This is a genomic window from Prevotella sp., from assembly GCF_036570325.1.
In the GTDB taxonomy this organism is placed as follows: domain Bacteria; phylum Bacteroidota; class Bacteroidia; order Bacteroidales; family Bacteroidaceae; genus Prevotella.
In genome coordinates this window covers 1-14,205 of sequence record NZ_DATCYK010000088.1, presented here as the reverse complement: position 1 = coordinate 14,205, position 14,205 = coordinate 1, and the positions used below count along the sequence as shown (strand labels likewise).

The window sequence follows — 14,205 nt, the reverse complement described above, 5'->3', positions numbered from 1 at the left end:
AGAAGAGTGAAAAGAACCATTTATATTAATGGTTTGTGGATTAACTGTTTTGGTTGAACCATCAGTAATGCAGTACCATTGGTTAGTCTTATTTTTGATAGTAGCCCAATCATATATATAGAAATCTTTACCCTCTTGAACAATATGTAGATTAAGATACTGTAACATCTAATTCAATATTTCCTCTTCCGTCCATATATCATCAAAACCATCACCAAAAAGGTAAGATTCAGCAATGCTTAAATCTTCAAAAACTGTTTTTTCTTTACCTTTTGTTAAACCCTTTGACAAATCATAATATATCTTTCCTCCAAGTGGTTTAAATATACCGTCCAATATGTTTTTAAAAGACACTACGTTAGCTGTTGATTTAATCTATTTATAGTTCTTTACGGTGGTCTTCTTATAGTTATAGTATTGCAAGGTTGACAATGAATCAGTACAGTTTATACTAAACTCATCAATACTGTTTACAAAAGGTTGATTGAATGTAGTTGGTTCTACGAAACCATTAAAGACAGTATTAACACCATCTGTTATAACTACTGCTATGTTTCTGCTGTTAAAAGCAAAGAGTTTATCACCAATATAACTATCTGTTACTAGGTTTATAGTAGCATTCTTTTTGATGATATGAGTAAAGGTATTTTCAATGTTAGTTTCTATAGATACGGGACTGCCAGCAAACTGTAAGCCCCTATTACCTATAGTTATAGTTTTATTAAAGCCATTGTCATTCCTCAAAGTAAGAGTATATAACTTGTTTTTTATGTCTCGAAATTGGCCTGTTAGTATCATATATTTTTGTTTACTTTACCTTTTATACCTTTATAATTTTTTAAACTGCCATATATGTCAGAACCTCTAAGCTTAAATGATACTGTCTGTGTACCACCTCCTACAGCCCCACCTTCATCTAACAAGTTGAAGAGATTCCTTTGTTGTCTTCCGTTAAGTATCATTTCACCAGCGTTTACCTTTGCAGTTAACATATCACCGTGAGTATTTCCACCAGTTATAATACCACCGTTAGCAAAGCTACCCATACTCTTTACTTGACTGACCATTGCAGCCAATTGAGTAGCACCAAGGGCAGCAAAAGCAACCCAAGCCCAAGGACCTAACAAGGCAGCTTGTGACGTAGCAGTGGCATAGCCCTGAATCATAGTAGCAATGGCTTGAGCCATCATTCCTGCTATATTTAATTCAGGAATTTCAAAGCCTTGACCAATCATTGATAGACTGCTACCAAAAGAATTTAGGGCGTCAGTGGCGGAATTTAATTTTGCTTCCACATTTGATTCTATGTTTAACTTAATTGGGTCTATACCTATTTGCTCCAACTATGTTTTTATGTCTTCTATCTGTTTGATTGCAGTGTCTTTGTCAATTATACCCAACTGTCTTTGCTTGATGATAGTATCAATCATTGACTGTGCATTGTCAAACGAATCTAACTTGTTTTGATTTTCGACTGTTACCTTTTTAACCTTGATAGTGGTAAAATCACTAATGTTGTCAATACATTCTTGCAAATCATTAACTTTAGTAATGAGTTTTAACCTAGTGTCAATAGTTAAATTTTCGTTGGTTAGCCTTTTTTGTATGTTGTTTTTTTGCTCATTTAAGTCAGAAATAGAACCATTGGCATATCCTTTAACTTCTTTTGATTTAATAGTTTCTTCTAATTTTGCTCGTTCTTTTACTAACTTGTTTCTTTGTGTTTCCGTTAGGTTTGCATTCTGAAGAACATCATTTATGCCTTTAATTTGTTTCTCATAATCTGTTATAGAACCTAATTCAAATCCTCTGTTTACGTCTTCTATCTTCCGTTTCCAAAAATCAATATCTTTGGCCACTTCTTTAAATTGGTCTGAATGCACATCTAAACCATTTAACTTTTGCTGCAATACCGTTACATTCTCTTGCATTTCTTTTAATGTATTGGCGTCAGCATTGAATGTAGCCTTTTTTGTGGAATCTGTTTTAGAAGTGTTTTTAGTGGAAACAGTTTTATTAGATTTGTTTGAATGTGCTATTGCAGGAACCTTTTCTAACTCTTTAGCCATAAGATTAACCGTATTGTTAGCTTCAGACTATAACCCCTATAACTGTTTCTAAAACCCCTATACATATTTATTTCCGTCACTCTTGCCAGTGTTATATATATCAGCACCTTTTTGGCTGAAGACCCATTGGCCAGCACTGTTAACACTTCCATATCTGCTATTTTTATAAGTGTTATCATTTATGGTTTGACCAGCAGTAACCTTTGGTTTAGAAGCAGCTTCAGCGGTAGCCTTTGCTTGCTACGTGTTAATCTTCTCTATTAATTCTATTTGCTTCTTGTAATTCTCTGTAAGCTTTGCTAAGTAGGCAGCAGCCTTAGCCCTTGCCATAAAGCCTTGAACTACTGCATTAGTATTTTTGTTAAACGAATCTTCTACAGAGTTAACACCATTAACAGCTATACCTAATTCCTCTAACTTGTTTTTATTTTCTTCTATCCATTGTTTTTTTTGATGTGTTGTTGATAGTGCCTTCCACTGTGCTTTTAATTGGCTATAACTAGTCATTAAGCTAGCGAAAGAGTTGGATAGAGTGTTAGTAAAGGTATCTACTGATTCTTTTGTGTTGTCTATTGCTTTCTTATGCTCTTCTTCTGCTTCTGTTGATTTACTTGTGGCAATACCATAAGTGAGTAATGCACCAGCACCAATGAGAAGCAAACCAGTGAAATCACCTAACAAAGCTTTGCCAATTGCTTTCGTTACATTCCAAGTCTTATTAGCCAAATTATTAGCAGCTGTGGCAGCTGTATTAGCCACAGTTCCAACGGTATTTGTCGTGGTTGCAGATGTGTTGGCAGCAGTTACTATCTATTTTAATTTCAACATTAAGATACTGTCTTTGTTAAGTGTGTTAGCCAATGACTGCACACCGTTAAGAATGCCTAATGCACTCTGTACCTTTAATATAGCTCTTTCTACATCTTCATTTTTAGTGCCTAACAATCCCATTACACCAGTTGCTATAGTGGCAGCTCCTGCTAATCCTTGCATTGCCTATATACCAGCATCCAAATCTGCGGTGTCTGAAGAAAGCAGCCTAGTAGCTTGGGTTGCATCACCAATGGCGTCTTTATACTCTCCTGCCTTTGCTGCCATCTTGGTGAAAATTTCAGTATTATTGAGACCGTCAAGATTCATCTAAGCCATTGTAGTCTATAGTTCCCTTAGCTTTCTCTTTAAGGGTGCTGATGATGATTCAATACGTTGAAATCTTTCTGCTATCTAATCTAATTTACTACTAGCATTTCCAACTGTATTCAGTTCCTATTTTACTTTACTTAGTGTTCCAGTTAAATTGTCCTCCGCTAGGAATTTTACTTTATAATCACTCATTTTTTATATTGATTTTATAATATTGGTCAGCTTCCCTTTTTAATCTTTCTATTTCTTCTTTACTTATAGTTGTTTCTTCTTCTTCTGATTCTTCTTCCTTTTCCCAATGAAACTTGACTATATCAGTAAATGACAATTTTCTTTTACTATTGGTTTGAGCTATAAGGTAGGCTATAAGTCTGCTACTTTCCCACTCGTCTTTATGGGCATAGTATTGATATTTCATTATAGCCCTTACCTCGTACATTTCCATTTCATCTAAAACATAGTTAGGCGGAAAGTGCAGCTGTAAAACCAATATGGAGTATAATTCAGATATACTTAACTTTTTTTTTCGTTGGAAGAATCATCATTAAATATTGCATCTTTCTTTAATGCTTCTTCGTTTATATTGGTCAGCTGTTTTAACAAAGTTGAATCAGAATCCAATGCGTCTATAAACTCATCCCAATCTAATACATTGTCTTTGTTATTGGCCAAAATCAAGCAATAAAAGAATATATAATTGTCAAGCAATGACTTTATAGCAAAGGGTTTATGCGTAATTTGCTCGAAAATAAAAAGTGCTCTGATAGTGTATTTAATCTTATAATCTTTATTATTAATCTTGATTGTCTTCATTATATAAATATCTTTTCTTGTTTTTTAGTATAAAAAAATAAGTCCCTATATCTTTAACTAAGGTATAGGGACTTATATATTTTGATTAGTGCTGTGATACTTTAGTTAAAGCTCCTACACCAGTAAACTATACTGTAAAGGTGGCATACTCACCATTAGGTGCATTAAGTTCTAATGACGTAATAGTAGCTTTACCACTATACTTAGGAGCTGTACCAGCAGTCCAACCGCTTTCAGGTACTTCTGTTACCTTCTCTGTCTTAACACCAAACACCATATCGATTGGCTCCATCTTGACCATTGCATCAAAGAGTGCATCATAAGTAGTACCAGCGTCACCAGTAGCACTAAAAAGGTTTTCTGATTGACCAGCCCAGCTAAGGTTTGATACTTCACTGGAAGCCCAAGCACCACCTCCTTCGTCCTTGTTACTTGTGTCTTGAGTTTCACCATTGATTGAAAGTGAATGAGATGTGGCAAGTGCAATAGATTTGCCACCAATGAACATCATAAGGTCTCCACCTTTTATTTTTTTGTTAGCCATTGTTTATTTCTATTTTAAAATTTAAATTTTGTATAAAGGTATTGTCTAAAAATTCCTCTGAAGCGTCTTCTAAAACTATATCAGAAATGTCAATATCAGCCAATACCCCTTCTTTATGTTCTAATGATTCCCTTACCAACTCTGCTATTTCTATTCCTTCTTTATATGTTTCAGTAGCTATATAAATTTCTATATTGGCTGTTTCGTCTGTGTAATCCTTATTATCACCTTGATATAATCTACTTCGTCTGTATATGATAAAGGGAAAAGTGGTTGTCTAATCAGCAATCAATGGGTAAATCTTCTTCCCAACTATTTTAGTTAATTTACTATTTTGCTGAAGCAACTAATATATAACTTTGCCAATTTGTAAACTGCTAATCATAATTCTTTATCTAAAACTTTTTCTATAGCTTCATATATTGGTGTTTCGTTGTTTCTTGCCTTCAAGAAGAAATGTTTGGGTATTATTATACCCCTATACCCACCGTTACCTTCTCTTTTAATATGATGTGAATCAATATAACCACTTACATTATGACCTTTGGTATATCTGTGTTTTGTACCCTTCTCAAAGAATTTCAACCTAAAATCACCCATTATATTAACTGAAATTTCTTGGCATACATTGTCTCGCTTAATATTAACTCCTTGCATTAAGGTTCTTCCGTTGAATCTTGATGGAGAATTAACCCTAATATTAGTTTTAGTAAGCTCATTCTATGTTTCCTTTTTAAGGGCTTTAGCACCCTCATATAAAGCCTTCATTATAACTTCGCTTCGTCTTGTGGAATCTATTTTTGAAAGCATTTCTTCAACCTAAGAACGGTCTACTTCTACTATATTACTCATTTATTAACTCTGTTACTATACGTAAAAACTGTTTACCTTTATCATACTATAGGCTTAGGATTCTGTATTTCTTACCATTCCATTCAATTCTGTCTTTCTCATCTATCTTATGGTAATACCTAACCGTAAAAATCTTGCTATAATTGAAAACAATCTCTTTATTTTCGTTAGTTCTATTTCCTGAAACAAACTGTACAGCTGCTTTAGTCCTTATAACTTCGTTCCAATGTATATCATTGCCACCAAAACCATTCTAATCAATTGTGGGTCTCTCTACTGTTATGATTTCGTTTAATCTACCACTTTCCATAATTTACCCTCCAATTACATTACATCAAAATTTCGATTTAAATTGATAAGGTACTTATATGTATAAGGAACTTCATTAATTGAACTATATGTTGTTGTGTCCCTATTGTTATATAAGTTCCCAACTAAAAGAAGAATAGATTGCATAACGGATGGGGGCAATGCACCCCCATCAATCATATCTTTAAGTTTTATATTGGAATTCTTTTCAACAGCATCTTCAGCCACCTATATCAATTGAATGATATAGGAATCATCATCAGTGAAACTATCGTCTATATTGAGATGTTTTTTAGCTTGATTTAATGCTATATACATTATTAATTCTTTTATAATTACTTAATTACCTTCTTTGCAAATGCTTCATTCCTGCGTGGCTTAGCGTCAAAGTAAGCATTAATCACCAAACGTACTTTACCATTAGCAGCTTGTGTATATGGGTCTACTGTCAAATCAATACCACCCCACTGGCCAATGACATAATCAGCCCAATTACCAAGTACAAGACCCTTTGGAGTTACAGAATTAGTTGAAAGTACCTTTATACCATCAACTTCGTCACCACTCATAATATAACCACTAACAGCATTCTTAGTGTCTTTTAAAGTAGTCTTCAAAGCTGCCTTTGTGGCAGGACTAACTAAAAACATAAAGTTACCACTTACATTCTTTTCTTCTAAAGCTTGCTCCATTGCTACAATTGAAGCGAAATCAACAGCAGCATTATCAGCCACAACACCGTTGAAGAGACCTGCAGGCTGTTTGGTAGAACCAACTTCCTTGCCAAGAATTGTAGATTCAAGCTTCTCACTGATAGCACGTACAATGTCATTTCTTAGCATTTGCTCTGCTGAAACAGAATCTTGTATTAAGAACTGCTTGGAAATGTCAAGATAGGCTGTAAGACGCTTTGGCTCAAGATTAACCTCACTGAATTTACCAGCACCATCAGCAGCTGCACTATTTTCATCAGCCCAAGCTACATTAGAACCATCATAAACTGGAATTGATACATTGCCTACCAAACCACTCATATAAGTAGCACCAGCAGCAGTAAGTACCAAGTTATTTCTTAATGGTTCAAGAATGTTTAATTTGTCTTGAGCTACCACTTCTTTACCATCAGTTGCAGCTGTAGCCTTTATATCAGCTCTCTCTTCAATTGGTAATACAATCTGACCACCATATGACTATCCTGCCTTACGCATTTCTTCAATGCCTTGATTTACAACCTCTTGGCTTCTTTCGTCTAAGTTTCTGTTATTTGCAATATCATTAATTGCTTTCAAAAGAGAAAAATTTTTCATTGTTTTTCTAACTTCTTTATTTAAATTCTTAATTTCTTTTTGTTTTTCTAAATCCAAGTTTAACTTTCTTAGCTCTTCCTTGGAATCTTCTATTTCCTGACAAATGGAGTTATATTCATTCGTTTCATCCTCTGTTAGTTTTCGTTTCTCTGATTCTCCATTTGCTAAAACTGCATTAGCTTTGATTGTCAATAGCTCAATTTTATCAGTCAGTTCTAAAGTATTCATTACTATAATTTTGATTTTAGATTTTTATAATAGTCTTCTAATTCTTTTGCTTCTTTGTTTTTAAGTATATCCAATCCCCTTGTATTTACAGTAGTTTGGTTATAGGCAGCTTGGTAAACTGGTGACACGTCGTAAATGCCTTTAATTTTCTTTACGGTTCTTATACAATCTCCGTTGTCATTTCGTTTCCAATCGTCTTCACCACAAATAAAAGTAAAAGAAGAAGTTGTAATATCACCCCTCTTTATGCCCTCTAACAACTCATCACCTAGGACTGTATTAGGTGCTTCAAATTGGTAATATAGACCAAAGTTGTCAATCTTTAACTTCAATGTACCTGAACCCTTGCAATATTTTGCTAAAAGTCCTCTATCAACGTTATGATTAAGCACACACAATACAGTAGAATCATTTATAATATCATTTAACGCTGTTGGCTCTATAATTTCATAGAACCCCCCTAAGTCGTTTGAAAGCTAATTGAAAACAATTGCATAACCTTCAACTCTTCTTGTATCTTTGGTTAATCCTACAAAATCTGTATTTCTAATTTCCCTCATTCTATATTATATATTTATAAATATTAGATTAATTAAAAAAAGTCTAATTTAAAGAAATTATTTTTTTGATTCTAATATTATATTTTCTTTTTCTTCAACCTCTTCTGTTGGTGTTTGATTCATCTTCTTCAAACTCATCATATTAACTTGTACGTAGGTTTCATTACCATCTTCCAACTGTGGCAAGTCCAAGTCTCTTCTAATCTCGTTTGGTGTAATAGCTCCTATTTGGAAGAGTGTGTTATAGTAGTTTGCTAATGACTATTTGTCAGCCCTCAAAAGGGCAGCCGTATCAAACCTAACATCTATGCTTTCTCTCTCTGACGGTTTATATAACTTTCTTTCAAATTCTTCTTCAAACTTCTCTAAAAGTGGTTGTAATGTGTCTGTCAAAAATGCCAATTGCATCTGCTCAATGGTGTTATAACTGCTCTTTGAAAGGTCAAATGCCTTTACTGGTGATACACCAAAGAATCTACATATATCAACCACATTGTATTGCCTTGACTCAAGTAGTTGGGCATCAGATGGATTAACAGAAATGCTTTGAAAACTTAAATCTGCATCAAGTATAGCAACTCCATTTGGGTTACCATTGGTGCTAAATGCTTGATTCCAACTGTTCTTTAATGTTTTCTTCTTCTCCGTTGTGAGTGGTGCATTAGCCTTTAAAATACCAGCCAAGTTTCCACCACCTTTAAAGAAACCAGCAGCATTACCTTCACTGTCACTTGCAATTTGAAGGGTTTTCTTTGCATAACTTAAAGTACTGACCCCCTCATAGCCATCAACAGTATAGTTAAGAATGTGTATCATATTGCAACTTTCTATTAGTTGATTCATTCCCACCACACTATACTTAAGCTCATCTCCTATATGTATTGGCTTGTGAATGGTTACGTTGCCACTAGGTATATAGTGCAATGCAATACAGTTACCTTTTGAATCTCTTTCAATGAGGGCATAAGCATTACCATTAAGAAGCATTGAAGACATCATCAAAGAAATGAAGGTAAACCTTGTCATATTTTGGTTGGGGGTTCTACTCAATACACTATATGTACTGTGTTTTGTGTACTTGGTTTTATAACCATTTTTGTCTAATCTAAACGGTTCTAATGGCAGTTGGGCTGCACTAGAAGCAATTACATTAACACATCTATAAACAGCACTTAAAAGCATTGCCTTGTCTTCAGCATATATTGAAGAACAGTTATAACCAAGGTAATCACCAAAGATGTTTGCTCCACTTCTCTCTTCTTTTTCCTACTTTTTCTACCAAAAAAATCTCATTATATATTTGGTTTTTGCTCTTATTTTTTTAACGTATATATAAATATTAATTACATTACAAAAATATCATTTGTGGCTGTAGGGTAATCAAGATACATTCCTAATGCTTGTATCATTGCTATCACACCATCAATCTTATTGTTTTTTGAAGCCTTAACAGGTTTACAATTGCTGTTCCAATCTTCTTTTAGTGTTACATTCCTAAAGCACCACCTTGTAATATCATTATTATCAATTTTTACCTTACCACTTAAAATCAATCTCTCTAACTCTTTCGTTGGTTGATTGAAATTCCCTATACTTTGGCTATATTCCTCTAAAGGCAAACCTTGCTCTACTCCATTAATTGCAAACTGTGTTGCATTCCAGCGGTCGTAGGCTACCTTATATATCATCACCTTTTGCCTATTTTTGATTAAGTCCTTTAATATATAATCATAGTCAACCACATCACCACTTGTCAAATTCAACATACCTTGATTATACCATAGTTTATACATCTCTTTATTGGGACTTTTCTTTAAGCAACTTTGTGGCAAGTAGTAATCTGTGTGAAAATAATATATACCATCCTTTGGTAACATATAACTAACTGCTGTTAAGTCACTTGTTGAACTTAAATCAATACCAACATAGCAAATTTCTTCCGTATTGAAATCACTTATATTAACCTTTATAGAAGACTTATGTATATAACTGTCTGGAATCCATACATCAACACTATCACACCATATATTAAAGCTTTTGGTCTTTACCCCAACCTCTTCTGACGGGTTGTTTTTTGCACTTACTACTTGCTCTTTCAGGTATTTTGGTGTTACTGTTATGCCTAAATTTGGTGCACATTTTATCCAATTTGATTCATCTGACCAATCATCATCATCATCAAGTGAAAAAATGGCTATAAACATTGAATCATCAGTTTTCAAATGGTTTAGCACATCTATAGCAGTGGTTCTTAATTGGTAGCAAGGCAATGTCTTGTCAAAACCAGCTGTAGTTATAGTACAAAGATGTGGGTTGTCTCTCATACCCATTGATGATTTAATAACATCCCTTACCTTACTGTTTTTAGCACTATGGTACTCATCTATTAGTCCAAAAGAAGCATTAAAACCATCTAACTTTGAATCATCAGCTGCAAAAACTTTAAGCTTGCTATTATTGGCATTTAAGGTTATAGTATCTCTATATATCCCCATTATTTTACCTTTTGGGTCTAACTGTTTTGCGAAATTTGAACAAAATTCAAATGCAATCTTGGCTTGCTTTTTGCTATTGGCTGCCAGGTCCACTTCTGCACCGTCTTCACCATCTGCAATCAAGTAATACAAACATAAAGCAGCAGCTAGGGCGGTTTTACCATTCTTTCTAGATACTTCTATATATGAGCTTGTAAACCTTCTTGTATTGGTGTCTTTTCTATAGAATCCAATAATGTTTGCTAGGATAAACTGCTACCAAAACTCTAAAATGAACGGTTTTTGTGATGATTTACCTTCAAAGTGGGATAGCAATTTTATAAAGGCTATAGCCCTATCAACCTTAGCTTCATCAAACAGCAAGTCTGGCCTTTGCAAGTCAGACTTAAATCGTTGGCAAGCCAAGTACATCAGCTTCCCTACTTTTATTTTCCCGTTTAATACATCATTTGCATATTGAATATATTGTTTCACTTTTTTAAGAATTTAAACAATGCTGATTCATCTTCATCTGAATCTGTTAATATATTTAATTTCTCTCTGTCTTTAGGTGTCAAACCAAACTTTTCAAAGAGTTTTGTAATTTGGATTTGAGCATCATTCATAATTTTTATGGATGGATTGGGGATGTTATTACCCCTACTTCCTATTGAACTTATACCGTTTTCAGTTATATCTTTTAATGCCATCAAGTAAATTTGATAGTTGGTTGCTAACAAATTCAAACCAATCTCGTCAACTTCCTTTATTTTTTCCTCCTTGTTTAGGAAATCTACAACCTTGTTAATATAGCTGTTTACTTCTTTCTGAAGCTTGATTGGCAAGTTATATTTATATTTCATTTTGTTTTCCTCTCTATGCTTTTCACATTTATGAAATCTTGATAATCTAACCAAAATTGCTCATCCTCTAATTTGTGTTTATAAGCTACTATTGAAGCAACATTGGTTAACATCATAATGTATTTAGTTAGATTATATAGTTTCTCTTTGGTATTCATAGTTTAATGCTAAAGTTAGTTACCTTGCTAGGATTTGAACCCAGACTTAGAAGGTTAGAGCTTCCAGTGCTGACCATTACACCACAAGGCAATTTATATTTATAACTATAAATATCACCTACTTTTTAAAAAGTTAATATTTTTCAGGATATTTCTTTTTCATTGCTTCAACTTCCTTCTCAAGATTTAAACCATAGGTAGTACCATTTCTATGTAAAAATGAATGACATTGTTTGCATACACTAATCAAATTGTCAACGTCAGTTAGCTTGTCATATATTACTGCTTTGTCACTATAATGAAATGGTGAATCCTTATGGTGTACATCCTCTGCTGGTGTTAATTTCCCATTCTGTTGACAAATCTCACATAATGGGAAATGCTTGATATAAGCATCCCTTAAGAGTTTCCATATATAACTATTATAACTCTCTGACCTTCTTTGTTTGTTTCTATTTATATTTGATTTCTTTTTGGCTTTATATAATGTTGGCATTGTTTTCTTTTAATAATAAATATCAAGCAAAAATCAAAATGACTAAGGTGGGGAGAATGCAATTATACTTTCATTGTCATTTCTATAAAAGCTGTGTATTGGTATATGTTTTCCTCTCCTTGGTGTTATGTTACTTAACACTTCTGCAATCTGTTTTAAGGCTTGTTTACGTGTTATATATAATGTACAATTTAGGGTGTGGCTAAGGTCTATAACTCTTATGTTTATAATCTTTCTTCTTGAAGTCCTTTGAACTTTAGCAGTACTTTTTGCTAACCTATATTCCTCTTCAAATTCAGTTATATAGTTATAAGCTGTCTTCCTTGAAATGACAATATCATTGTCAGATAGGGTCATTATAAGTTCATTGGCAGTCATATTATATGTGTATAATGCCTTTGCAGCTTGCTTTTTACTTGTAATTAAGTTATTTTCTTGATATACTCTTTTAAGTGTTTTCCTATCACATCCTATCTTTTGAAGGTTCTCATTGAAGGTTAATGTGGTGTCAATCTGATTGAAGATGTTCTTTCTGTTTTCTATACCCCTTCCAATGGCTACAATCTTCTTTTTTTCTTGAGTTGAAAGATTTGGATTTGCTATAATCTTCTTTGTGCTGTATGATATTGTGTCAGGGTCTTTGCTGTCAATGTATGATGCAATGTTATATAATTCCTCTTTTGTGATTTCATCTTTGGTATTATCAATGAAATGTAACATCTCCATTACCAAGCAATATAATATACCTCCAAGGTCAAGATTCCCTTTGTGTAACGCTTTTTGAACCATTCCAAGACCAAGCAAGTTCTTTCTTCTTTGTTCACCATCTCTTAAAAGCCTTGGTACAATTCTTCCTTTAATGTCTTTCTTGAATCGTCTGTTTAGCTCTATAAGATTGCCATTGGTAACAGCATAGCCATCTGCATTATAAGCAAAAGAATCTCTGTTTGATTGCATCCATAGGTAATCATTTTGGTGCATAAAAGCAAACTTATCAAGTGGCATTTCATAAAAATCTTTTAATACTTTTTGAAGTAATGGCCCACTGTTTGATGACTTATATTTGGTTATATTGCTTGATTTATAATAAATGCTTGCTTTTTTCTTTATAAAAGATTTTTCTTCTTGGTATGGCCCATAACTGTTGAAATCATTAACACTATAAATTATATCTTCAAATTTAACATTGCAATCCTTGGCATTGCCATAGAAAGCTCTCGAAACTTCCTTGCCACAGTTGTCAATTGTATTAAAATCATAAGATTTCTTAAGCATTGAAATGATTTTATAGTAGATTTCCTCATATTGTTTAATGTCAGTGATTTTCTCATTGAAGAAGTAAATGAATCTATATCTATTACCTTTGCCCTCCAAACCATTGGAAATGGTCTCATAACCTATGGTTGGTTTACAAATGACTTTATCCCAAGCTTCATTAAAGGTAGGGATAGTGGTGGTGGTATTGCTTTCAATGTCAATACCTATATATTGAGCTGAAACGAAATTGGTTGTTTTCTTCTCATTAGCCGTGAAAGTGCCATTGAGAGAGTGTATATTGGTAAAAACATAACCTTGCTTGATTAGCATTAAGAAAGACATAAAATCAACGGTTCTATTTGTGTAAACCATTGAAGGCCAATCAGTCTTAGAAGGTTTGTCTTCAAATTTCTTTGTACTAACTGCTATTGAAATGAAGTGTTTCATAGTTATTAATTAAAATAATTTAACTAATTATTTTTACCTCCATCACTGTTTTTAAAAATGGAACTAACATTTGCAAGTGTTAGTTCCCAATTAGTTAAATTAAATATTAGTACAATGATGAAAGTGTCAGTATCTCTACTAACTATATATAAATATCATTAAAATTTGAAAAAGACCAAAAATGATGATAAAAATATCATTTTTTTAAAAAAGAATCAGCTTTTACACTGATTCCATAGATTTCATATATTGAAATTGCTTGAAAGTAGCTTTATATAAAAAATAAAAAAAGTTAAATTAATTTCAATAGAAATCTTTAATTTAAATTGAAAAGGTACAAAAAAACATATTGAAAAAGAAATATTATTTAAATTATTTTAAGTTAAATTTAACAACTAAAGATTAAACAGTTAATAAAGAATTTGATTTAAGGCTATTTCCTTTCTCTCTAAGCAATTATAATTTAATTTTGGTATAGTTATAAGGTTAAAGGTAAAATAAAGCCTTAGAGAGAAAATATTTGAGTTATATAATTTCTTTTGATTTAATTTGATTACCTAACAATTTATATGGCTTGCCTTGGATGGTAGCCTAATACCAAGTAATAATTTTTGTATTTTTTGGGAAAGACATTGAGATATAATTATTAGATTGTTTTTGTTATATTATTTTTCTTTATCTATTT

The 14,205-nt window shown here is 32.8% G+C and carries 21 protein-coding genes and 2 pseudogenes; all 23 read right to left on the bottom strand.

All coding sequences use genetic code 11. The features are described 5' to 3' along the window. Window positions 1-168 precede the first annotated feature (168 nt). Complete coding sequence (locus VIR50_RS08865; protein ID WP_331934771.1) at window positions 169-336, bottom strand: hypothetical protein; 168 nt, start codon at window positions 334-336, stop codon at window positions 169-171. A gap of 39 nt (window positions 337-375) precedes the next feature. Next, window positions 376-798: a hypothetical protein gene (locus VIR50_RS08860; protein ID WP_331934770.1), complete on the bottom strand. Its 423-nt coding sequence runs from the start codon at window positions 796-798 to the stop codon at window positions 376-378. Further along, window positions 795-1,343, bottom strand: a complete 549-nt coding sequence (locus VIR50_RS08855) for a hypothetical protein (RefSeq protein WP_331934769.1) — start codon at window positions 1,341-1,343, stop codon at window positions 795-797. Before VIR50_RS08855 ends, VIR50_RS08860 begins: the two co-directional genes overlap by 4 nt. Then, window positions 1,344-2,069 (bottom strand): hypothetical protein, encoded by a 726-nt coding sequence (locus VIR50_RS08850; RefSeq protein ID WP_331934768.1) that lies wholly within the window; start codon window positions 2,067-2,069, stop codon window positions 1,344-1,346. A gap of 240 nt (window positions 2,070-2,309) precedes the next feature. Further along, entirely contained in the window at window positions 2,310-2,828 is a 519-nt protein-coding gene (locus tag VIR50_RS08845) for a hypothetical protein (RefSeq protein WP_331934767.1), read from the bottom strand. 51 nt (window positions 2,829-2,879) lie between these two features. Then, complete coding sequence (locus VIR50_RS08840; protein ID WP_331934766.1) at window positions 2,880-3,062, bottom strand: hypothetical protein; 183 nt, start codon at window positions 3,060-3,062, stop codon at window positions 2,880-2,882. 3 nt (window positions 3,063-3,065) lie between these two features. Next, window positions 3,066-3,209: a hypothetical protein gene (locus VIR50_RS08835; RefSeq protein ID WP_331934765.1), complete on the bottom strand. Its 144-nt coding sequence runs from the start codon at window positions 3,207-3,209 to the stop codon at window positions 3,066-3,068. Window positions 3,210-3,396: 187 nt separating this feature from the next. Next, the gene (locus tag VIR50_RS08830) at window positions 3,397-3,630 is read right to left on the bottom strand and encodes a hypothetical protein (protein WP_331934764.1); all 234 of its coding nucleotides are present in this window, start codon (window positions 3,628-3,630) and stop codon (window positions 3,397-3,399) included. Window positions 3,631-3,725: 95 nt separating this feature from the next. After that, a complete protein-coding gene (locus tag VIR50_RS08825) occupies window positions 3,726-4,025 on the bottom strand; it encodes a hypothetical protein (RefSeq protein WP_331934763.1) in 300 nt (99 codons plus the stop codon). 127 nt (window positions 4,026-4,152) lie between these two features. Continuing rightward, on the bottom strand, window positions 4,153-4,569 hold the full coding sequence (locus VIR50_RS08820) for a phage tail tube protein (RefSeq protein WP_331934762.1): 417 nt from the start codon (window positions 4,567-4,569) through the stop codon (window positions 4,153-4,155). A gap of 381 nt (window positions 4,570-4,950) precedes the next feature. Continuing rightward, window positions 4,951-5,226: a hypothetical protein gene (locus tag VIR50_RS08815; RefSeq protein WP_331934761.1), complete on the bottom strand. Its 276-nt coding sequence runs from the start codon at window positions 5,224-5,226 to the stop codon at window positions 4,951-4,953. A 241-nt stretch (window positions 5,227-5,467) separates the two neighbouring features. Further along, window positions 5,468-5,662 (bottom strand): annotated as a pseudogene (locus VIR50_RS08810) (phage head closure protein); the annotation flags it as partial. An 83-nt stretch (window positions 5,663-5,745) separates the two neighbouring features. Next, a complete protein-coding gene (locus VIR50_RS08805; protein ID WP_331934760.1) occupies window positions 5,746-5,958 on the bottom strand; it encodes a head-tail connector protein in 213 nt (70 codons plus the stop codon). A 107-nt stretch (window positions 5,959-6,065) separates the two neighbouring features. Beyond that, window positions 6,066-6,875 (bottom strand): phage major capsid protein, encoded by an 810-nt coding sequence (locus VIR50_RS08800; RefSeq protein WP_331934802.1) that lies wholly within the window; start codon window positions 6,873-6,875, stop codon window positions 6,066-6,068. A gap of 45 nt (window positions 6,876-6,920) precedes the next feature. Next, window positions 6,921-7,265, bottom strand: a complete 345-nt coding sequence (locus tag VIR50_RS08795; protein ID WP_331934759.1) for a hypothetical protein — start codon at window positions 7,263-7,265, stop codon at window positions 6,921-6,923. 2 nt (window positions 7,266-7,267) lie between these two features. Further along, window positions 7,268-7,726, bottom strand: a pseudogene (locus VIR50_RS08790) (HK97 family phage prohead protease); the annotation flags it as partial. Window positions 7,727-7,882: 156 nt separating this feature from the next. Then, on the bottom strand, window positions 7,883-8,011 hold the full coding sequence (locus VIR50_RS08785; protein WP_331934758.1) for a hypothetical protein: 129 nt from the start codon (window positions 8,009-8,011) through the stop codon (window positions 7,883-7,885). 75 nt (window positions 8,012-8,086) lie between these two features. Continuing rightward, a complete protein-coding gene (locus VIR50_RS08780; RefSeq protein WP_331934801.1) occupies window positions 8,087-9,028 on the bottom strand; it encodes a phage portal protein in 942 nt (313 codons plus the stop codon). A 140-nt stretch (window positions 9,029-9,168) separates the two neighbouring features. Next, window positions 9,169-10,569, bottom strand: coding sequence for a terminase large subunit (locus tag VIR50_RS08775; RefSeq protein WP_331934800.1), 1,401 nt, complete (start codon window positions 10,567-10,569; stop codon window positions 9,169-9,171). A 6-nt stretch (window positions 10,570-10,575) separates the two neighbouring features. After that, complete coding sequence (locus tag VIR50_RS08770; RefSeq protein WP_331934757.1) at window positions 10,576-10,794, bottom strand: hypothetical protein; 219 nt, start codon at window positions 10,792-10,794, stop codon at window positions 10,576-10,578. Beyond that, window positions 10,791-11,162, bottom strand: coding sequence for a phage terminase small subunit P27 family (locus VIR50_RS08765; RefSeq protein ID WP_331934756.1), 372 nt, complete (start codon window positions 11,160-11,162; stop codon window positions 10,791-10,793). The genes VIR50_RS08770 and VIR50_RS08765 overlap by 4 nt, the downstream gene beginning before the upstream one ends. A 291-nt stretch (window positions 11,163-11,453) precedes the next feature. Next, window positions 11,454-11,816, bottom strand: a complete 363-nt coding sequence (locus VIR50_RS08760) for an HNH endonuclease signature motif containing protein (protein ID WP_331934755.1) — start codon at window positions 11,814-11,816, stop codon at window positions 11,454-11,456. A 42-nt stretch (window positions 11,817-11,858) separates the two neighbouring features. After that, window positions 11,859-13,520: a hypothetical protein gene (locus tag VIR50_RS08755; protein WP_331934754.1), complete on the bottom strand. Its 1,662-nt coding sequence runs from the start codon at window positions 13,518-13,520 to the stop codon at window positions 11,859-11,861. Window positions 13,521-14,205 lie beyond the last annotated feature (685 nt).